This window comes from Devosia sp. (assembly GCF_028290435.1).
Taxonomy (GTDB): Bacteria; Pseudomonadota; Alphaproteobacteria; order Rhizobiales; family Devosiaceae; genus Devosia.
The window spans coordinates 43,759-64,123 of sequence record NZ_JAQGJV010000042.1; the positions used below are offsets into that span (position 1 = coordinate 43,759).

Below are 20,365 nucleotides of genomic sequence, written 5' to 3' on the forward strand. Positions count from 1 at the left end.
CACTCCCTGCCCGGAGAGATGAGCCATGTGCGGCGGGAGCGATAGGAGGACTTCATGAGGACCAACACCACACTGCGTGCGGCAATCGCCGGCGCTACTCTGCTGGCGGCCGGGGGAGCTGGGGCCGCGTTTGCGCAGGATGTAACCCTGGAATACTGGGTTTATTCGGACTTCGCGCAGGGTGATGCGCTTGCCATGCAGCAGGAGTTCATCAAGGAATTCACCGACGCCCATCCGGGCGTGAAGGTCAACATTACCGGCAAGGGCGATGACGATCTCACCGCCGGCCAAGTCGCCGGCGCCGCCAGCGGCAACCTCCCCGACGTCTTCATGAACGCCCAGCATATTGGGGCGCAGCTGGTCGAAGTGGGCGCTCTCGCCAATATCTACGACAAGTTCATGGCTCTGCCCGAGGACGTGCGTAACCAATTCGACAAGGACGCGCTGGCGACCTGCATGCCCAAGCCGGACGAGCTCTATTGTCTGCCCTATACGGGGTTCGGCTCGCTCTTGTTCCGCAATCTGACCGTGCTTGAGAAAGCCGGCATCGACACCACCACGCCGCCCACAACCTGGGACGAGTGGTTTGCCCAGATGCAGAAGGTCAAGGAAGCCGGCATGTTTGCCATCCCTGACGAAACGCTGGTGTTCAATTCGATCGGCGAAATCTACGCGACCTCTGGCAATTCGCAGACCTGGGGCTTTAACTGGGATAACCACACTACCCGCATCGACGAAGCGACGATGACCAAGGTGCTGCAGAAGTTTGTGGACATGGCCCCGCTCAACACGGGTACCAGCCGCAACGACCAGGCCACCAAGGATCTGTTCATCTCCAACCAGCTGGCGTTCCACACCATCGGGCCGTGGGTAAACCCGACCTACGAGGAAGCTGCCAAATCGAGCGGCCTCAAGTACGACTTCGTGCTGATCCCGGGCGACACGGCCGGAAAGACCGGCGGCGTGCGGAGCTACGAGATCGTTGGCGTGGCGCCTGGTCCAAACGAAGAGGTGGCCTTCGAGTTCGCCTCGTTCATCACCGAAAAGACGCAGATGGCACGTTGGGCCAAGCTGCTGTCGCGTTACAATGCGAACGCCGCAGCCATGGCCGATCCGGAGGTCAGTGCATTGCCGCTGATCAGGGTATCGGTCGAGGCCGCCCATGGCGCAATGGATCTGGCTGCCCCTTACTTCGTGGACACGATGCCCAGCTGCTATAATTCGACCGTGATCGACTACGCCTCGGCCACCACCGACGGGGAATACACACCCGCCGAAGGCGCCAAGGAGATGATCGCCGAACTGAACGGCTGCCTGGCCCAATAATCGGTCAAGTCTAATACACCGCTGCGGCCGACGTTCCCCGTCGGCCGCAGCATAGACAGAGGCTGTTCATGTCGTTCCGTCGCTACCTGCCGCATTATCTGATGATTGCCCCGTTCATGATCTTGTTCGCGGCGTTCTTCCTCTATCCAATCCTGAGCGGTCTGTTTTACAGCTTCCACGACTGGAACGGCGTCAAGGCGCCCGAATTCGTTGGGCTCGGCAATTACGATCGCATCCTCGTCTCGCGCGAATTCCTGCGGGCGATGGGCAATCTGTTCTTTTACATCGCCATCACGGTGCCGCTGGGCATCTTCGTGGCGCTTGGCCTTGCACTTCTGGTCGACAGTTTCACCGGCCGTTGGGCCAACTTTTTCCGCAACGCCTTCTTCATGCCCGTGGTGCTGCCGGCGTTCCTCGCCGCCACGATCTGGCGCTGGATTTACGCCCCCAATTTCGGCCTGTTGAACATGATCCTGGGCTGGTTCGGCGTGCCTTCGGTCAATTTCCTCAACGACACCGGGTCAATGATCTACGCGCTGGTCGCGGTTGATATCTGGGTTTCGGCCGGCTTCAACATGGTCATCATCCTTGCCGGTCTCAAGAATATTCCGACCGAGCTGTATGAGGCTGCACGCCTGGATGGCGCCAGCAAAATGCAGCAGATCACCCACATCACGATCCCCATGCTTGGCCCGGTGCTGTTCTTCGTTTTCACCTATGGCCTGATCTCGGCCATGCAGGTGTTCGACAAGCCATGGCTGCTGACCGGCTCGTCCTTCACCTCCTATGGCGGCCGCCGCAATGCCCTGCTGTTTCCAGTGATGGACATGATGGGGCGCGCCTTTGGCGGCGTCAAATTCGGCGAAGCCGCCGCTTACGGGTTCCTGCTGACCGTCGCCATTGTCTTCGTCACGGCGCTGATGTTCGCGCTGCGTGCCTGGAGTGAACGCAAATGAGCCGCACCACCGCTTTGCGCGGCCCGGTCACCGTCTGGACCGTGCTCAAATGGACCCTCGCCATTGCTATCGCGATCGTCGCGGTTTTCCCGATCTGGTGGATGTTCAACGTCGTCTTCTCGCAGCCTGGCGAGCCCGTGTCGCTCAACCCGCGACTGTGGCCCACCTCGCTGAGCGCCGGTATCGACAAGATCCGCATGATCTTCACGGAGACAGGCTATCTCGGCGCCTATTTCATCTCGATCACCTACGCGCTGCTCACCATCGTCGGCGTTCTGCTGATCGCCTCATTGGCCGCGTTCGAGTTCTCGCTGTTCAAATTCCCCGGCCGCCGCATCATGTTCGGCATCGTCATGCTCGCGCTGATGGTGCCAACCGCTGTCACCATCATCCCGACCTATCTGCTGACCAGCCGGCTGGGTTGGCTCAACACCATGCAGGGCCTCGTCGTGCCTGGCCTGGCCTCAGCGTTCGGTCTGTTCATGCTGGTGCAGTTCATGCGCGCGGTGCCCAAGGAGATGATCGAAGCGGCGCGGCTGGATGGCGCCGGCCACTTCCAGATCTACTGGCATGTGGCACTGCCCCTGTGCAGCAACGCCATGATCACGCTGGCCATCCTCACCTTCATCCAGACTTGGGGCAACTACATGTGGCCGCTGATCATCGGCACGCGTACCGAAATGTACACGGTCGGGCAGGTGGTGGGCATGTTCAATTCGCCTCTCTCGCACCACACCGTCGATACGGTGATGACAGCAAATCTTCTGGCCGCAATCCCGCCGCTGCTCTTCTTCCTGATCTTCCAACGAAAGATCGTCGAAGGCATCGCGATGTCGGGAACCAAGGGCTAATCGGAGCACGCATATGGCTTTCATCGACATTTCCGCAGTCTCCAAGATCTTTGGCAACACCAGGATTCTCGAGAATATCAACCTCGATATCGAGCACGGCCAGTTCGTGGTGTTCGTTGGCCCCTCGGGCTGCGGCAAATCCACTTTGCTGCGCATGATCTCAGGCCTCGAGGACGTCAGCGCCGGCACCATCTCGATCGAAAATGAGGTGGTCAACGACGTCGAGCCCGCTTTGCGCGGCGTCGCGATGGTTTTTCAATCCTATGCGCTCTACCCGCATATGACGACATTCCAGAACGTGTCTTTTGGCCTGCGCATGGCCCACAAGACAGCCGAGTTCATCGCTGCGCGGGTGCAGCAGGCAACAGGTATCCTGCAGCTCGATAAGTTGCTCGAGCGCAAGCCCGGTCAGCTCTCCGGTGGGCAGAAACAGCGTGTCGCCATTGGCCGCGCCATCGTGCGCGAACCCCGCGTTTTCCTGTTTGACGAGCCGCTGTCCAATCTGGACGCCGAACTCCGCGTGCAGATGCGTGCCGAACTGATGGACCTCCATCGCCGGCTCGGCACGACCATGATCTACGTGACCCACGATCAGGTCGAGGCCATGACGCTGGCCGACAAGATGGTGGTGATGAGCGGTGGCCGCATCCAGCAGGCCGGTGCGCCACTGGTCCTCTACGACGATCCCGACAACCAGTTCGTTGCCGGTTTCGTTGGCTCGCCCAAGATGAACTTCCTCCCGGCAACGCTCGTGGGTGCCGACGCAACTGGCGTACGCCTCACCGGCATCGGGGGCGGTGGTAACGCGGTGCTACCGATCGTCGGGATCACGGTCGCGGCCGGTCCGGTCACCATCGGCATCCGCCCGGAGCATCTGCGTCTGGTCACAGAGGGCGCAACGTCGCCGGAGTGCCTCGTGCTTGAGGGCCGTGTCGCCATTGTTGAAGAACTCGGTGCCGAGAGCTTCGTTCATCTCGATCTGCCCGATAGCACGCGCGTTACCCTACGCGCCGGGCGCGATGCAGGACGGATCGGTCACACCGCGCGCGTTGCGTTGGACCTTGAACGCGCGTTGTTGTTCGCGGCCGACGGCCTGCGCCTTCGGGGCAGGGGCCTGGTCCAGCAATGATCGCTCCTCTTATCCACGGCGCTGACGCGTTGATCGTGGGCATCGATATCGGCGGCACCAAGACCCATTTGCGGGCCATTCCTCTGGCGGGTGGCGCGGAGCGCGACCTGGTGGTGCCCAGCGGCGACTGGCGCGTGCGAAACTGGAACGATGATGCGACCGGCCTGGTCGGTATGATGTCGCTATTGGCCGAGGGCGCCCCTATCGCTGCCATCGGCGTCGGTGCGCATGGTTGCGACGATGCTGCCGAATGTCTCGCGTTTCAGTCTGCCATCTCCGCGCGCACCACGAGCCCGGTGGAGGTGGTGAACGACGCCGAATTGATGCCGCTCGCGCTTGATCTTCCCGGCCAGATCGGCGTGGTTGCCGGCACCGGTTCAATTGCGGTCTGCCGGGGCCCCGACGGCGAAATGATGACCGCCGGCGGCTGGGGCTGGATCATCAGCGACGATGGCGGTGCCGGGGGTCTGGTACGTGACGCGGTCCGTGCGGTATCGCGGCATTTCGACAGAGGCGGCGCGCGCGGCGAACCGCTGGTCGAAGCCATCATTGCTGCGCTCGGGCTCACCTCAGTGCCGCGCTTGGGCACGGTATTGGCTCAACTGGGCAACGCCACTGCCGTCGGCGCACTCGCGGTTGCGGTGTTCGATGCAGCCGAGAACGGCTCGGAACTTGCGGCGGGCGTTGTCCGTCAGGGCGGCCAGTCCCTTGCCGAACTTGTCGGCCATCTGCATCGCCGTGGGGCCCTCGCTACTCATGCGGTCGCGGGCGGTAGCGTCATCGTCTCCCAACCGCGCCTGTGGCAGGCCTTTGTCGATGCCCTTTCGGCCTCAACACCACAAATTACCCCCCGTCTTTTTTCCGGCCGACCGGTGGAAGGCGCCTGCCGCCTCGCTGTCCGGCTCGCCACCTCACCCCATCAAGCCGCTGCGAACTGAACCCGCACCGGCTTCCTCAACAAAGGATATTTCTGATGAGTTATCGCGCCACTGTCGCCCGCCAGCCCGAGGCGCTGGCTGACACCTACACCGCCGGCCGCGCCGAACTGGCCGGACTTGATGTTTCCATCCTGGATAGGCCGGTCATCGGCATCACCGGCATTGGCGCAAGTTTCGTCGCCGCCGTGGTTGGAGCCGCCGAGTTGCAGGCCAAGGGTCGCCGTGCCTTCGCCATCCGTTCCGTCGACATGTATGACGGCCGAAATCTCTGCGATGCGCTGGTGGGACTGTCGCATCGTGGCCGTAGCGTCGAGACCGTGACGGCGCTGGAGCGCCTGCCTGCCGCTGCGCGCCTTGCCATTACCAACGACAAGCAGAGCCCGCTCGCCAAGGCCGCGAACCTGCATCTGCGCCTCAACAATGGCGGGGACGCCACGCCATCAAGCACGGGCTACACCGCGACGCTGCTTGCCATGGGCATAGCCTTTGAAAAGCTGCTGGGTGAAACCGACGACGCCTTTGCCGCGATCCCGGAACTGGCGCGTGACGTGCTATCGGGCGCCGCCAGCCACATGTCGCGACTGGGTGAATTGTTCCGCGATCGGCGCGCCATCGATTGCGTCGGCGCGGGGGCGGCGCTCGGCACCGCCGATGGGGCCTCGCTGCTGATCCGCGAAGCCTCCCGCATTCCCGCCGCCGCATATGACACCCGGCACTATCTGCACGGGCCAATGGAATCCATGGACTCCACCACCGGTGTCGTCGTGTTCGGCGCCGGACGTGAGATCGAACTGGCGCAGCATCTCGACAGCATTGCTTGCCCGACTCTGCTGGTAACGACTGCCGACGGAGTCCCCAACGGGGAACACCTCACGGTCGTCAAAGTGCCGAAGGCCAACAACCTGATCGCCCAGGCAATTCTGGATATCTTCGCCGCCCAACTCCTGGCCGCCGAACTGTCGGACGCCGCCGGGCTGACCGATACCAAATTCCGCTACAAGATGAGCGACACCAAGGTCCCGCAGCTCGAGGCACTTTGAGTCCTACTGGTTACCTTCTGCAGCGGCATGGAGCCGTGCCGCTGCAGTCGAAATTGTGGGACCACGGCAGGGCGGCCGGTTTGCAGACCACATCGACTGCTAGACGATCTCAAGAGAAATCTCAAACTCAGCCAGGGAGCTTAGGACGCTGGAAGCTCATACGTGGGGTGGACAGCCCACTTTTGAACGTGGAACCCCTCATGCGTGACTAAGCTGTGCTCAACGCTCTGCCAGACCCCAAGATGCGAACGGTCGACACGCTACGGAGGCGAGTTACCTGTCAAATTGGCGTTTCTATCCTGGATAGCCTCTGCGGTGCGGGGGGCGAACATGTCGAGGCCAAAGTCGATGGCGTCCGCCTGCACCTGCTCGACGAAGGGGCGCAGGCTTTCGTTATATTCCCGAAACGCCATTGCGACATTGCTCGGATGCTTCGCAAATGCATCAGCCAGAGCCGTGGCGCCCACAATTGCCAGTGATCCTCCCATGCCGGCAGCCGGAGAAGCACAGTATCCAGCATCGCCAACCAAGGCCACGCGGCCTTTGGTCCAACTGGGCATCCTGATCTGGCAAAATTTGTCGAAGTAGAAATCTTCGGCGTTGCCAATCTTCGCCAGCCATCCACGCAAGGTGGCGTTCTCTTTGGAAAAATGACTCATCAAAATGCGTCGCTGCTCATCCTGATCGCGGTAGTTGTACGGAATTTCCTTCTCCGAGAAGAAGGTCGCGACGATGTCTGTCTTGTCCTCATAGCTGTTGATCATGACGGCCTTGCCCGGCACGTTATAAATGACGGACGTATTGCTTTCGATCAGCAGCCCGCTGACAACCTCAACCGCGAAATAGTTCTGCAGGAAGAACGCATATTCGGACTCCGGTCCGAAGTGTAGACGTCGCACGGACGAATGATTGCCGTCACATCCAAACAGCAGCGAATAGGAACGACGTGAGCCGCCCTTGAACGTCACCACGACGTGGTCTGCCGTCTCGTCCAGTGCGGCAATGCTATCGCCGAACAAGAACTCAACATCATCTTTTACGGCGTCAAACATGATATCGAGGAGTACGTCTCGATCGATCTCGTAATCGCCGGACGCGCTCTGTTCCTCGGCAGGTTGAGCAGGCGTCTCCACGACCGTGACACCGTCGCCATTCTTGAACGCCATGGAGCGCGTCTGCAATTTGCGCGCCCAAGTGCGTTCGAACAGGCCCATGCGCTTGATGATGTCGACGGTGCCTTCCCTTATATCGACGGGCGTACCGCCTCGCTTGAGACCCTTGCCGACCTCAACGACAGTCACGTGATAACCCAGCCGGTTCATCCAGTAAGCGGTGGCGAGCCCGGCAAAGCTTGCTCCTGCGACAAGAACGGTGTGTTTCTCGAGCCGATTGGGGGCGTCGTTACCTTGAACTGTCATGACTGCTTTCGTATACTAAGCATATTATTATACTGAGTATAAATATGGAGGTGCTCACGGAGTGTCAACCCCACTGGATCGGCGTTCCCGAAAGCGCCTGGCCATGCGCCAGAACATCTCCGACGTCGCATCCCGGCTGTTTGTGGAACGCGGCTTCGACCAGGTGACGGTAGATGATATCGCGGTAGCGGCTGACGTCAGCCGCATGACGGTGTTCAACCATTTCCCGCGAAAAGAAGACATGTTCTTCGATCTCGATGAGCTCGGCCGCGAGGACCTGCATCAAGCCTTCGAGCAATTCGACAAGGATGGCGATCTACAGGCCGTGGAAGCATTGAGGCTGTTCGTGCACCAGGCGGTCGCCGAGCGCAGGCCCTACACGCGCTTCATGCCGGGAAGCGAAAAGTTCGTGGCGACAGTCATGGCCAGTGAAGCCCTCAAGGCACGGGCCAGGGCAATCCGCGACGAACTCACGGCGACGATCGCCGTTGCGCTATCGAGCGGAACAGACTCCAGAGTGCCGGATACCTCGACCAATCTGGCCGCTGCGCTCATCACGGCCACATTGACAACAGCCTTCCTCGAGGGGCACCGAGTGTTTCGCCTCAGTCATGACGGCGAAAGCGCCACTGCGACTTTTCTCGCGGTCATCGACCAAGGGTGGCGAAGCGTAGCGGTCGCTCAGAACCTGTAGGGCAGGGCCGGCCGAAGCAACGGACGACCAAGTGGCAGGCTGATAGCCCGTGTCTGGCCCGCGTGGCCGCCAAGGAGTTCGTCGGCGAAACAGGCAGCAGCAATTGCCGCGTGACTCGTCGGCGGCCAGGTTAGCGACGTGGTCGGGCCACCTTAAAATGGCTTAAAGCTGTGAGGCGAGATGGGCGCCGTTGCGAAACGCCAGCGCCATGATGGTCAGCACGGGGTTGAAGCCGCCATTGGTTGGATGCAGCGAGGCATCGCAGACGAACAGGTTGTCGTGGCCCCAGACGCGACCCCACTGGTCGGTCACTGACGCTTCAGGTCTGTCGCCCATGCGGCAGGTTCCCGCCTGATGCTGGCCGGCCGACAATTGCAGGCCCGGCTCGCGGCCCCATACGCGCGTGGCTCCCGATGCCGTCATCCAATCACGCGCCCGCTCGAACATGAAGCGCGCCGTCTGCACGGTTTCGGGATGGGTAGTGCCCGACAGTCTTGCGACGGGCAGCCCGAAGCGATCGGTGACGCGGCTATCGAGCGACACCCGCGCGTCTGGACTTGGGATTTCATGCACCGGTCCCTTGATCGACAGCACCCGGCGATAGCCGTCGCGCATGAAATCCTTAGCCGGCTGACCCCAGCGGGGCAGGTCGGGCGGTAGGGCAGTTTTCCGGAAGATGGCGGGAAGCATGATGAAGTCATCCGCCAGCATGCCGCCGCCGATTATGCCGTCATTGCCGTGGTTGAAGTCGGTGGTGGCGATGGTGACGCCAGGCCCATCGTCGTCGTGGACGTCCTGATCGAACCAGCCATAAATGGAAGGATAATAGTGACCCTGAAGATGGCGTCCGACCTGGCCATTGGCATTGCCGAGGCCATCGGGATGCCGGGCCGAGCGTGACAGCAGCAGCAGACGCGCGGATTCGATCGCGCCGCCGCTGACGACGACCGCGTCGGCAGTAACGCCCCGGCGTTGCGGCGTGCCGTCTTCGTCGGCAAGCAAGGTCACGCCGGTCACCTTGCCTGAGGCGTCGGTATCGATCGAGGTGACCATGGTGTTGGGCAGCAGTTCGCAATTGCCGGTGGCCAGAGCCCGCGGCAGCATGGTGTTTTGCGTGCCGTTCTTGGCATTGCTGGGGCAGGGGAAACCCACGCAGGACCCACAGCCGATGCAGGCGGCGCGGCCGGCGTGGGGGATCGTGTTGATCAGCAGCGGCGGGGTGAAACTGTTCATGCCCAGGGCGGCTGCCCCCCGCTGCAGGGTCGCGGCGCTGTGGTGCTGCGCTACCGGGGGCATGGGATAGTCGGCGCCTCTTGGTCCCTGTTGGCGATTGCCGAGACTGTCGCCGGCCGCGCCTATCTGCTGTTCGGCCTGCTCGTAGAATGGCGCAAGATCGGCATAGCCTATCGGCCAGTCGGTCAGCGACGATCCCTGGGGAACGCCATAGCGGCTGGCCATGCGGAAATCGTCGGGGAGGAAGCGCCACGCCTGTGCGCCGTAAACAACGGTGCCGCTGCCTACGGCCGCGGCATTGTTATGATAGCCGGGCTCGTGCGGTCGTACGATATGTTCGGTGCCGTCCTGGGCGACGAAGACGCGGGGATTGCCGTCGACATCGGGGCCGGCATTGTGGCCGTGACTGGAAAGACGCTGGTTGCGCAGGTGGTCGCGGCGGCCGTCGCGGGCGTAGGACATTTCGCGACCGCGTTCGACGAGCAGGACGCGTTTGCCGGCTTCGGCCAGGAGGGCCGCGACGATGGTGCGCCCTGCGCCGGCCCCGACGATGATGCAGTCATAATCAGCGCTCATAGTCGGCTTTTGGCATGGGGCCGTTGGGGCCATCGGGCAGGCGATGCTCATAGCCGATCATGCGCCAGGACAGGGCATCGCGATTGCCGCCATTGGCAGGGTCGGCGTAAAAGCCCTCCGCGGTCAGTTCGGCTAGGGCGGCAAACCATTTGGTGTGCTGATCGAGAGTGATGAGTTTGTCCTGCTCGCTGGGTGGGAGCTGATTGAAGGCGCTGCCAAAACGCCTGTGGGCAGCGGTGTCGAGCTGGACAAGTCCGTGCTGAATGGACTGTGACAGCGGCTCATTTTCAAGCAGCCGGGCGATGACATAGTTATCGGCGCCGAGATCCAGCGCGCCGGGATCCTGATCTGCGGGGATAATCCGGCCGATGACGGCGCGAAGCGTAGGGGTCGCGAGATTTGCCTGGCTGGTCATGATGACGGGCTCGGAACATGTGGGGTGGGCAGGCTGCCAGAGGTCGTGACGACTGTCACGCTCTGGCAGCAAAGTTGAGTGCTTGTGGTCAGGCGCCGGCGCGGGCCTGAAGCTTGAGGATGAAGTCCTTGATGATCGGATTGCGCTGCACATAGGTGACGTAGCGCATCAGCGGACGACCGCGATCTACGCTGTAGGTAGTGTTGTCGGTCATGATCGGCGTGGGCACGAGTACGCTGGGCGCCCAGCTTTCGTCGAGCAGCCAGCCGACCGGCGCCATGTCCCAGATTTCCTTGGCCCAGCCAGTGTGATCGTCGGCATATTCCTTGAAGCGCATGGCGAGGAATTTGCCAATCTCACCGTAGGGCTCGACGTATTTCTCGATCTCGGGGACCGTCGAGTGCAGGTGCGAAACCACGCCATTGCAGGGCACGATGACCAGCGGCACGCCGCTGTCGAAGAGAACCTGGGCGCCGCCCACATCCTGCTTGAGGTTGAATTCCTGCTGGTTGGGCCATTCCAGCGCATTGCCGCCCAGCCAGACCACGACCGTGCGATCGATGATGTCGGGCGCCTTGAGCAGCGCCGAGGCCACGTTGCTGATGGCGCCGATAGCGATGACATAGAGCGGGTTATCGGGCGAGCCGCTGCGGGCGCGGGCGATCAGGTCGTCGACGGCGGGAGCTTCCAGAGCTTTCTTGGCGAAGCCGACATAGTCCTGCACGCCGCGATAGACCAGGCCATCGGGGTCGATGTCGAGGCGCTCGAGCAGCGCCAAGATTTCGTCATAGCTCAGTTCCATGCCGTGGCCGGGCCCGGTCGAGCGCTCGTTAAAGAATGGCGCCGCATAGATGGCCTCGAGCGACAGTCGCTCCGGCGACAGCACGACCTGGACCAGAGCGAACTGGTCGTCGATCTCGTTATAGGTGTCGGTATCGAGCACGCAGCGCAGCTTTCCGGCGCGGGGGGCGAGCAGCTTCAGGCGATCGGCATCGGAAAGGGGCACGGTATTCCTCCAAGATTATTTGTTTTTGAAAGTGTGGGTTGGCCTGCAGCTATTCCTTGCCGCCGGTGGCCGCCACCGAGGTGGTGAAATACTGCTGGAATGCCACCAGGATCACCATCGGGATCAGCGAGACGAACATGGCGCCGGCAAAGATGACGCCGAAATTGACGTCATAGGCGCTCGAGAACTGGGCGATGGCGACCGCCGCGACCTTATATTCGGTGGCAGGCGCAATCAGCAGCGGCCACAGATAGGCCTGCCACTGGAAGATGAACATGATCAGCCCGGCGCTGATCAGGGCCGGCACGCTGAGCGGCAGGTAGATGCGCCAGAATATCTGGAAATATCCCATCCCGTCGATCATCCCGGCCTCGCGCAGGTCCGAGGGCAGGCCAAGGAAGAACTGGCGCAGCAGGAAAACCGTCAGTCCATTGCCGATGCCCGGCAGGATCAGGCCGAGATAGGAGTTCTGCAAGCCAAAGCCACGCATGACGTTGTAGAGCGGCACGGCGATAGCATCGAAGGGAATGAGGAAGCTCACGATCATGATCGTGAACACCAGCGAGCGGCCGGGGAATTCGATGACCGCCAGTGCGAATGCGGCCAGCGTGCACACCACGAGGCCACCGGCCACGGTCGCGATGGCGACGAAGAGCGAATTGAAGATGGCGCGCGCGAACGGGCTGGTCCACAGGGTGACGATGTGTTCGAAGGTCACGCGATTGGGGAAGAAGGTCCACAAGCTGAGCGGATTAAGGTAGCGGAAGATATCGTCTTCGGGCCGGAAGGCGCTGATCGATACCCACCACAAAGGCAGCACGAAAAGCAGGCCGAAGGCCGCGATGACGGCGAGTTGCAGGGCCCCGCGGGCACTCATGTTCCGCATCAGTCGGCTCCCTTGTCGCTCATCAGGCGGAATTGCAGCAGCACGATGATCAAGACCATCAGCACCAGAACTACGGTGGCGGCGGCAGCACTGCCTTTATCGCCGGACAAGAAAGCGCGGGTGTATACCTCGTTCATAATCAGGTTGGTCGACCCCTGCGGGCCGCCCTTGGTCAGGATCTGTACGGGTGCGAAGACCAGGAAATTGGCCACGGTATCGGCCACCAGCACAAAGGTGAGCGGGCGCCGCAATTGCGGCAGTGTCACGTAGCGGAAGCGCTGCCAACTGTTGGCGCCATCGATGGTGACGGCTTCATAGAGCGATTTCGGAATGTCCTGCAGGCCGGCGATCAGGAAGGTCATCCAGTAGCCGACGCCCACCCAGCTCACCATGATGATGATGCAGGCGAGAGCCTGTTCCGGGCTGGTCAGGAAGCGCTGCTCGCCGATGCCGAACATGCCCAGGAGGGCATTGATCAGGCCGTCGGGACGGAAGCCGACCGACCAGACCACGGCGGACACGCTCTGGGGAATGGCGACGGGCAGCAGGATCAGCGTGCGCCAGAAGCCGGTGGTGGGCAGCTTGTTGTTCATCAGCAGGGCAAGGCCCAGGGCCACGGCAATCTGCAACGGATTGACGATCACCGAATAGAACAGCGTCGTCCACAGCGATCCCCGGAACACCGGATCGGAAAAAATATAGGTATAATTTTCAAAGCTGTAGGTGGAAGCGCGGGGCGCCAGCAGGGACTCGTGCAGCGCCATTAAGGCCGGCCAGAGCCGCAATATGATCACCGAAATGATCGCCGGTGCCAGGAATAGCAACGCCCAGAGCAGTTTCTTGTTTCGTGTCATGGACGCCCCTCCAGCCGTCGGCAGTCTTGCGTGGAGCGCGCCAGCCATGGGGCCGGCGCGCTCGATAGCTTGGCTCGATCTTACTGGATACGGGCCAGTGTCGAGGTCAGCTGCTGCTGGGCCTGATCCAGCGTCGCCTGCACGGCCGAACCATTGCGAATGTCGCTGAAGGCGCGGTTCATGATTTCCTCGAACGCCACGTAGCCGATCGAACGGGGCCGGCTGACCGAATTGTTGGCCAGCTCGTAGGTCATGATTTCCTTGGCGGCAGGGCCGATTTCGGGATCAAGGCCGGCGATGGTTTCGATGTAAGTCTTGTAGGCGATCTCGTTGACGGGCGGGATCGGGTTGTTTTTGACCGAGAGCAGGGCGCCTTCGGGATCGAGCGAGAAGTATTCGGCGAACATCTTGGCCTCAGCCGGATGTGCGGCATAAGGGCTAACCGCGATGGCCCAGGAGTCGGTCGGAACAACCGGCTTGCCGCCGGCAAAGTACGGCACCGGCGCGACGCCATAGTGCAGGCCTTCGGTGGCGTTGAAGGCCGCGAAATTCCAGGGGCCGCCAATATAGAAGGCGGTGTCGCCGCTGGTGAAGGTCGAGCTCATCTGGTCGACCGGCACGCCACGGGGCGAAACTCCGCTTTCAAACAGCGAGGAATAGAACGTCGCCGCTTCGATCCATTTGGGATTGGTGACGTCGGGCGTGAGCATGTCTTCGCCAGTCAAGCCGGGCCCGCCGCCAATCGATTCGAACAGCGGCTGTAGCTGGTAATAGCGATCGATCTGCTCGGGGATAAAGCCGTATTTGGCGCCGGCGGCCTGGGCTTTCTTGGCCTCGTCGACGACCTGGTCGTAGGTCAGCCGGTCCTCGGCCTTGAAGCCCGGATAGGCGATGCCTGCCTTGTCCAGCAAGTCCTTGTTGTAGAACATCATCTGGGTCGAGGTCCAAGCCGGCAGGGCGAAAATGTCGCCCTTGTAGCTGATGATCCCCATGGCAACGTCGTTGGAGACCGCGTCGGCCTTTTCACGCTCGTCGTTGAGGTTTGCGAGATACCCGCGGCTGGCCATGGCGGGCACGCGCGGGCTGTCGACCAGGAACACGTCAATGCTCGGGTCCTGTCCGCCGACGCGGGCTTCGATGGTGGCATTCATGCTGTCGAAAGGCACCGTGGTGTGAACCACGTCGATATCGGGATGCAGTTTTTCAAAGCCTTCGATGACCGGGGCGACAGTTTCGTCCTTCTCGGCGGTCAGGAAGTTGAGCGTGATGGTTTGTGCGAAAACTGGGCTTGCCCCGTAGGCAAGCATACCAGCCAGCGCCACGAGGCTGAGTTTCTTGATGGCAAATGACACTTGGTTCCTCCTCAGAAAACCGGGTCGAGGCAGGAGACCTGCACCCGCGTGCATACGCTAGGACGGCTTTCCATCGGCTGTCAATGCGATCGAAGGAATGAGTTAGCCGGTTTGCCGTGTACTGGCGCGAACGACCAGCGAAGCGGGCACTGTGAGATGTTCCAGTGTCGTGTCGCCGGAGACCAGTTTGCGCAGCAGCATCTCCACGGACAGCTTGACCATGTCTTCGAGATGCTGGTCGACCGAGGTCAGTTGGTGCAGTGGCCAGCTTGCTGGATCGGAATTGTCATAGCCCACGATGGCAAGTTCGGCAGGCACCTTGAGGCCGTATTCGACCTTTGCGACTTCCAGCGCCGCCATCGCCATGATGTCATTGGCGCAGAAGATTGCGTCGGGTGCGGGGGTCATCGACAGCAGCCTGCGCGCGGCGGCGACGGCGTCGACGTGGCGATATTGGCCCGCTTCCTGGGCGTAGATCGCTATGCCGTGGGTGGCCAGGCGATCCTTCAATCCCTGGCCGCGATCGCGGCTGCTGGATGTATCGTCGAGGCCCGCCATATAGGCTATCCGGCGATGCCCGCCTTTGACCAAAAGGTCAGCAACCGCCGTGCCGCCGCCATAATTGTCACCGGAAACGGAACTGACCACGTCCTGCTGCAAGTATCGATTGACCAGTACGACCGGGCGGCCGGATCGCTCCAGAACCACTGCCATTTTCGAGCTGAGCGTGGCTGCGGGCAGGATGACGCCGTCAACCTGGTAAGACAGCAGTTTGGGGATCAGGGCGTCCATATCGTCCAGTTCGGCGATCAGCAGCAGAATGCCGTAGCCCTTGGCCTGGAGGGCACTGCTCAAGGCGCTGAGCATCAGCGCGTAGTAAGGATTATCCAGGTTGCTGGCGATGATGCCGACCAGCCCGCTGCTTTTCTTGCTCAGGCTGCGGGCGATGGCGTTGGGGCTATAGTTCAGCATCTCGGCTGCCTCGACTACGCGCTGCCGCGTCTCGGGGGAAATGTAGGCGCCGGGCGTGAAAGCGCGCGACACCGCGGAGCGCGACACGCCGGCCAAGCGCGCCACATCCGATGAGCCGATGGTTTTCTTGCTGCCGTTCACGCTGCGCCCCTTCTTATCCATACTTGACCTGACGCCCCGCGTGGCTCTAACCTGCACGCGCGTTCACATTGCCAAAGAGCAGTGATAGCGCGATGACGGGAAACTCCTCAAGAGCTTTGTCGTCCATCAATCGACGCCAACGAGAGTCGAGCCGTCAGGCCTGGAGGAAAACTTGAGCACTGTCGAACTGGTCAAACTGCGTAAGTCCTATGGCGCTGCCGACATCCTGCACGGCGTCGATCTCAGCATTGGCGATGGCGAGTTCGTGGCGCTGGTTGGGCCCTCGGGCTGTGGCAAGTCGACCATGCTGCGCATGATCGCGGGCCTTGAGGACATTACCGGCGGCGATGTGATCATCGGTGGGCGACGCGTCAACGAGGAGAACCCCAAGCAGCGCAACATCGCCATGGTGTTCCAGAATTACGCGCTTTATCCTCATATGAGCGTCGCGCAGAATATCGGACTCAACCTCAAGATTGCCGGTTTCAAAAAAGACGTCATCGCCACTCGCGTGCGCGATGCGGCGAAATTGCTCGACATCGAGGACCTGCTGGAGCGGCGGCCGGGGCAGCTTTCGGGCGGCCAGCGGCAGCGCGTGGCCATGGGCCGGGCCATCGTGCGCGATCCGGCGGTGTTTCTGTTTGACGAGCCGCTCTCCAATCTCGATGCCAAGCTGCGCGTGCAAATGCGCTCCGAGATCAAGGCCCTGCACACCAAGGTGCAAAAGACCTCGATCTATGTGACGCATGACCAGATTGAGGCCATGACGCTGGCTGATCGCGTCGTGGTCATGAACAAGGGGCGGATCGAGCAGATGGGTTCGCCCATCGAGCTTTATGAGCGGCCCAACAATCTGTTTGTGGCCGGCTTTATTGGCTCGCCGGCGATGAATACCGTGCCAGCCAAGGTGGTGCTACGCGATGGTGCTGCTTCTGCCGCCATCGCGGCCGACAGTCTGATCAATCTTGGCACTCGCGCCGGGCTCGCCAATGGGCAGAACATCGTCGTCGGTATTCGCCCCGAGCATCTGGAAATCAATGCCGGGGCGGGCGGCTTTCCCGCGACGGTGAGCTTTATCGAGCCCACGGGCGCTCAGACGCAGGTGACCTGCGCTGTCGCCGGACAATCACTGGTCAGCATCGTCTCCGGGCAGCGACGGTTCACGCCGGGCGAGCATGTATCGCTGTCGATTGGCCCGGAATTCGTCCACGTCTTTGACACTGATAGTGGCGCACGGCTGTAGTCGGCTTCGTCCGGCTGATGCTCGGTGGGGAGCCCTTTGCAATGTCAGCTTCCAGGTGCGCCGAACTGTACTTCTGCGTCTGACATGGCCCAAACCTGACTTCAGGGGTTTCAACTCACCGGTGTTGTACGAGTGAAACATCTAGGAACGCTTGCCCGCTTTGGCATGCACCGGGCGGTATTGTGAAACGGCCCATTGATTTGCTCGATCCCCAGCAGCCTCCCAAGCTACTTTTTCCGGCGGTACCAGGCGGTGATCCGGGTCAATGGCTCGGACTTGAGACCAAGTTGTTCGAACATGAACTTGTACACCACAGCGATACAGAAGACGGCAAATATCACAGAGACACAAAATAGGGCGTCGGCGACGACCCTCACATCGAGGATCGGTTCGTCGCTCTTGAGGTCGGAGGAGAGTTGCAGGGCCACCCCGATCACGGAAAACAGCGCAACGACTGCCAGGTTTTTTGCTAGACTTGCGTCTGCGTCTCGTTTTTGCCGTTCCTCGTAGTTGGCGGTTCGCTTTTCTGCAGCATTGATGAGCTGTTCGACGTAGGCATGCTTCAGTTCGACGCCGCGGATCTTGTTAAGGGCAAAGAATATCTTGGCCTCAGTGTCGTAGCGGAAAACGTTCTCATATTTGTACGTGTCGTACTCGGAGACATATGTCCTTCTAAAGTCGTAGAAGCAGTTGGCGGCTCCGCTGAAATCTTCATCCCCGGCTTTCTCTTCGGCCTCGTTTAGTACAGTGGCAGCGTTCTTTTCGAAGTCCCGCGTGAGAAACTCGTTGTGCAAGGTCAGGACGTGAATCAGAAATGCGTATGGACAGGTGCCGATATAATCGGCGCCCAAGTCCAGGCTGCGCATGCGGCTAACGAAAGTGAACAGCGTGCGCGGATTGGCGTAGCGGACGAAGAAGCCTTCATCCAGATCATCCTCGGTCGATGGATAAAGCGGGTCGAGGCTGTCCAGCACTTCGGAAGCGTCTTGATTGACGAAGTCGATGATATTCTGGGTAAAGCCGGCCAGGAACAAATAGCAGAGCGCGATGCTACCGCCACTGTCGCCGTAGGCGGTGCGCTTTTGCAAAGAGGCGAAAGCAACGGGGTTGGCCTGCCGCCATTCGAGCGCAATGGCGTCGAAGTGCGCGCGCGATAGCCAATCCCAGAACGGCAGACCGAAGGTGACGGATTTGGGGATAGGATTGCGTCGTCCTGACGTCCCGTGCTCTGGATTTGCCTGGTCGAGGACTTCGGCCAGCTTGTCGTTGAAAAACGCCTCGGAGAGCATTTTGAGGCGCTTTGTTGGCGCGCCGTCGTCATCGCGCGGCAGAAGAAGATCGCGAAAAACGCTGTCGGCGAAATAGAACATCGAGCGCAGATTTGGCATCTTCAGCCCCGGCACCTCGACATATGGCTCCTGATTCAATGTCCGCCAGGGCGAAACGCCGGTGTTTGCAGGCGGCTTTTGCCCCAGACGGGTGCTGAAATCGCCAAAATCCCGGTCGAACAGGCCGGCCATGAACTGCCAGAAGTCCAGATCACCCCTGTGGCTGACAACCCTGATGGCCTCGAATGGGGTAAGGGCCGGGTGGGCGTCGGCGATAAGGTCTTGCGCCTCCTGCGTGTCGGGCAGCAGGAACTCCTTGGGAGACACCAGCTTCTGCAGCATGGACACAAAGAAGAAGAACGCCGGGGTGCGTTCATAGCCCACGATACGGAACGAGACGTGATACGAAACGCTGCAATTGCGGTGCACATACCAAAAGCGGCGCATCTCCACCTGCTGGGGCGGTAACTCTGCCAGCTCTGCGCGATACTTGGTCCCTTCGGTCTCCCAAGCGATCTTGGCGGGATCGAGGGTAAAGGTCACGATCTCCCGATCGGTGGCTGATGGGTTGTCGGTCTTGGCCGCAATTGCGAGCATGTAGTCTTCGACAATGCCGAGGCGTTCTCGATCGGCAACGTCGTTGAACATTGGCTCCATCGCATCGCGCAACTCTGCCGAGGTGGGAAACCGTTGCTGGTTTTCGCGCTGACGCTGCAACCGTTTATCCGCATTCCAAATCGAATTTTTGGTCGGCTGTTCAGAGAGGGACGTGCCACCAAGCTGATCGAACAGGGTTTTGTTACCGTTGGCGCCATTTGCCTTGCCAAGGCGCCCCAGCTCCTCATTGTCGATATGCAGCGACAGGGTCCAGTGAAGCGATGGCTCGACTGTCTTGGAATAGCCGGTCAAGATGCGGGGCAGGGCGCTGGAGAGCGAATTCGGAAAATTGCCGTCAACCGGACGATGCGCTTGGCTGCGATCAAGAAGGAATGGCAGCGGATTCTGGACAATGACTGGTAGCCCCCGCGCCGCGCGGCCGGCAAGGTGGGACAGCTGCGTTTGCGCAGTCTGCGAATCGGGGGCAGGGCGGCCCTTGGCCACCGAGATAGCGAAAAATCGCTCCAGATGGGCCGAGACGATCTCGGCGTCGAGCGTATCAGAAGGCGCGTTGAGCACAGTATAAACCAGGCTCTGGTCTGGATGTTGATCGGGCGACAGGGCGGGTTGGACATAGTCGAAATCGAGCACGCGGGCGCCCGCCTTGGCCCACTTCAATAGCCGGGCGAACTGGTCGATTCCGGCGTGGGCTGTATCGGCGGCATAGTCCTCCGCGCTCATCTTGAACGGGTCATTTTGCTCGACGAAGATCAACGGAGGCTCGCCGCCCTCCGGCAAGCCGAAAAGCTGTTCGACGACCTCTGCGGCAGCATCAATGAGCCGAGGGAAATAGCCGCGTCCGCGCCCCTCCGGCGTGGTAAAGATGTAATTCAGATTGCTCGTGACGATCGGACTGCCCAGCACCTCATATTGCATGGCGATAAGGTTGATGCCGCCGACCATCGCCGCAGTGTCGGGAGTGCGGGCGGTCAGGACAATCTCCACGAACCGGCCAAACTGCGCCTCCAGCCCGTCATGGAGGTGCCCATGATTAAGAGCCAGGCAATCTTTGAACCCGCTTTCCTCCTCCCTTTCGGCAGGTAGAACGAAAGCCTTCTCATACTCGGTGAAAAAATCTCGAAAAGTAGCGCTGTCGAAATCGCAGGTGACGGAGAGCAACATCCCCGTTCGCGACGTCATCTCCCATGAACGGGTGTGCAACGCCTTGAGGTATTCCATATGGCTCTCGACAATGGGCGTAGCTTCACTGTCCATCGTTCCACCCACGCGCACAATTAGCTCGTTGGGTGTACAAAGCAGGGACTAAAAGCTGAGCAAATACTTTGGACGATAGCGGCCGAGAAACGAAAGCAAGGTGCGGTAGAGGTGGGACGTCCCAGATGGTGGGGA

Annotated in this window: 17 protein-coding genes; 8 read left to right on the forward strand and 9 right to left on the reverse strand. The window is 60.9% G+C overall.

The window, feature by feature from the left end; translation table 11 throughout:
• Positions 1-54 precede the first annotated feature (54 nt).
• The 6 genes from JWP26_RS10800 (at position 55) to JWP26_RS10825 (ending at position 6,240) form a co-directional block, all read left to right on the forward strand.
• Entirely contained in the window at positions 55-1,326 is a 1,272-nt protein-coding gene (locus tag JWP26_RS10800; RefSeq protein WP_299727052.1) for an ABC transporter substrate-binding protein, read from the forward strand.
• Between the two features lie 68 nt (positions 1,327-1,394).
• A complete protein-coding gene (locus tag JWP26_RS10805) occupies positions 1,395-2,282 on the forward strand; it encodes a carbohydrate ABC transporter permease (protein ID WP_299727055.1) in 888 nt (295 codons plus the stop codon).
• Positions 2,279-3,133, forward strand: a complete 855-nt coding sequence (locus tag JWP26_RS10810) for a carbohydrate ABC transporter permease (RefSeq protein WP_299727057.1) — start codon at positions 2,279-2,281, stop codon at positions 3,131-3,133. Before JWP26_RS10805 ends, JWP26_RS10810 begins: the two co-directional genes overlap by 4 nt.
• A 13-nt stretch (positions 3,134-3,146) precedes the next feature.
• On the forward strand, positions 3,147-4,262 hold the full coding sequence (locus tag JWP26_RS10815; RefSeq protein WP_299727060.1) for an ABC transporter ATP-binding protein: 1,116 nt from the start codon (positions 3,147-3,149) through the stop codon (positions 4,260-4,262).
• A 35-nt stretch (positions 4,263-4,297) separates the two neighbouring features.
• Positions 4,298-5,200 carry an N-acetylglucosamine kinase gene (locus JWP26_RS10820; protein WP_299727063.1) on the forward strand — a complete coding sequence of 301 codons (903 nt, stop codon included), beginning with the start codon at positions 4,298-4,300 and terminating at the stop codon, positions 5,198-5,200.
• 35 nt (positions 5,201-5,235) lie between these two features.
• Entirely contained in the window at positions 5,236-6,240 is a 1,005-nt protein-coding gene (locus tag JWP26_RS10825; protein ID WP_299727066.1) for an SIS domain-containing protein, read from the forward strand.
• A 260-nt stretch (positions 6,241-6,500) separates the two neighbouring features.
• On the opposite strand, the gene JWP26_RS10830 is transcribed toward JWP26_RS10825, so the two are convergent.
• A complete protein-coding gene (locus JWP26_RS10830) occupies positions 6,501-7,658 on the reverse strand; it encodes an FAD-dependent monooxygenase (protein WP_299727069.1) in 1,158 nt (385 codons plus the stop codon).
• Between the two features lie 103 nt (positions 7,659-7,761).
• Between JWP26_RS10830 and JWP26_RS10835 the strand changes: the two genes are divergently transcribed.
• Positions 7,762-8,352 (forward strand): TetR/AcrR family transcriptional regulator, encoded by a 591-nt coding sequence (locus JWP26_RS10835; protein WP_299727072.1) that lies wholly within the window; start codon positions 7,762-7,764, stop codon positions 8,350-8,352.
• Between the two features lie 162 nt (positions 8,353-8,514).
• Here JWP26_RS10835 and JWP26_RS10840 read toward each other — a convergent pair whose 3' ends face one another.
• From JWP26_RS10840 to JWP26_RS10870, 7 genes are all read right to left on the reverse strand, one after another.
• Positions 8,515-10,161, reverse strand: a complete 1,647-nt coding sequence (locus JWP26_RS10840; protein ID WP_299727075.1) for a GMC family oxidoreductase — start codon at positions 10,159-10,161, stop codon at positions 8,515-8,517.
• On the reverse strand, positions 10,151-10,576 hold the full coding sequence (locus JWP26_RS10845) for a gluconate 2-dehydrogenase subunit 3 family protein (RefSeq protein WP_299727078.1): 426 nt from the start codon (positions 10,574-10,576) through the stop codon (positions 10,151-10,153). The genes JWP26_RS10840 and JWP26_RS10845 overlap by 11 nt, the downstream gene beginning before the upstream one ends.
• Positions 10,577-10,664: 88 nt before the next feature.
• Complete coding sequence (locus JWP26_RS10850) at positions 10,665-11,582, reverse strand: nucleoside hydrolase (RefSeq protein WP_299727081.1); 918 nt, start codon at positions 11,580-11,582, stop codon at positions 10,665-10,667.
• 49 nt (positions 11,583-11,631) lie between these two features.
• On the reverse strand, positions 11,632-12,468 hold the full coding sequence (locus JWP26_RS10855; protein ID WP_299727084.1) for a carbohydrate ABC transporter permease: 837 nt from the start codon (positions 12,466-12,468) through the stop codon (positions 11,632-11,634).
• Positions 12,468-13,322, reverse strand: a complete 855-nt coding sequence (locus JWP26_RS10860) for a carbohydrate ABC transporter permease (RefSeq protein WP_299727086.1) — start codon at positions 13,320-13,322, stop codon at positions 12,468-12,470. The genes JWP26_RS10855 and JWP26_RS10860 overlap by 1 nt, the downstream gene beginning before the upstream one ends.
• 80 nt (positions 13,323-13,402) lie before the next feature.
• Entirely contained in the window at positions 13,403-14,674 is a 1,272-nt protein-coding gene (locus tag JWP26_RS10865; RefSeq protein WP_299727088.1) for a sugar ABC transporter substrate-binding protein, read from the reverse strand.
• 102 nt (positions 14,675-14,776) lie between these two features.
• Positions 14,777-15,787: a LacI family DNA-binding transcriptional regulator gene (locus tag JWP26_RS10870; protein WP_299727090.1), complete on the reverse strand. Its 1,011-nt coding sequence runs from the start codon at positions 15,785-15,787 to the stop codon at positions 14,777-14,779.
• Positions 15,788-15,959: 172 nt separating this feature from the next.
• Between JWP26_RS10870 and JWP26_RS10875 the strand changes: the two genes are divergently transcribed.
• Positions 15,960-17,030: an ABC transporter ATP-binding protein gene (locus tag JWP26_RS10875; RefSeq protein WP_299727092.1), complete on the forward strand. Its 1,071-nt coding sequence runs from the start codon at positions 15,960-15,962 to the stop codon at positions 17,028-17,030.
• A 227-nt stretch (positions 17,031-17,257) separates the two neighbouring features.
• Here JWP26_RS10875 and JWP26_RS10880 read toward each other — a convergent pair whose 3' ends face one another.
• Complete coding sequence (locus JWP26_RS10880) at positions 17,258-20,194, reverse strand: hypothetical protein (RefSeq protein ID WP_299727094.1); 2,937 nt, start codon at positions 20,192-20,194, stop codon at positions 17,258-17,260.
• Positions 20,195-20,365 lie beyond the last annotated feature (171 nt).

Coding starts and splice junctions, on each gene's coding strand:
- JWP26_RS10835 (WP_299727072.1), top strand. CDS start 7,762: ATGCGCCAGAACATCTCCGACGTCGCATCCCGGCTGTTTGTGGAACGC.
- JWP26_RS10810 (WP_299727057.1), top strand. CDS start 2,279: ATGAGCCGCACCACCGCTTTGCGCGGCCCGGTCACCGTCTGGACCGTG.
- JWP26_RS10815 (WP_299727060.1), top strand. CDS start 3,147: ATGGCTTTCATCGACATTTCCGCAGTCTCCAAGATCTTTGGCAACACC.
- JWP26_RS10880 (WP_299727094.1), bottom strand. CDS start 20,194: ATGGAATACCTCAAGGCGTTGCACACCCGTTCATGGGAGATGACGTCG.
- JWP26_RS10860 (WP_299727086.1), bottom strand. CDS start 13,322: ATGACACGAAACAAGAAACTGCTCTGGGCGTTGCTATTCCTGGCACCG.
- JWP26_RS10830 (WP_299727069.1), bottom strand. CDS start 7,658: ATGACAGTTCAAGGTAACGACGCCCCCAATCGGCTCGAGAAACACACC.
- JWP26_RS10845 (WP_299727078.1), bottom strand. CDS start 10,576: ATGACCAGCCAGGCAAATCTCGCGACCCCTACGCTTCGCGCCGTCATC.
- JWP26_RS10800 (WP_299727052.1), top strand. CDS start 55: ATGAGGACCAACACCACACTGCGTGCGGCAATCGCCGGCGCTACTCTG.
- JWP26_RS10855 (WP_299727084.1), bottom strand. CDS start 12,468: ATGCGGAACATGAGTGCCCGCGGGGCCCTGCAACTCGCCGTCATCGCG.
- JWP26_RS10840 (WP_299727075.1), bottom strand. CDS start 10,161: ATGAGCGCTGATTATGACTGCATCATCGTCGGGGCCGGCGCAGGGCGC.
- JWP26_RS10825 (WP_299727066.1), top strand. CDS start 5,236: ATGAGTTATCGCGCCACTGTCGCCCGCCAGCCCGAGGCGCTGGCTGAC.
- JWP26_RS10805 (WP_299727055.1), top strand. CDS start 1,395: ATGTCGTTCCGTCGCTACCTGCCGCATTATCTGATGATTGCCCCGTTC.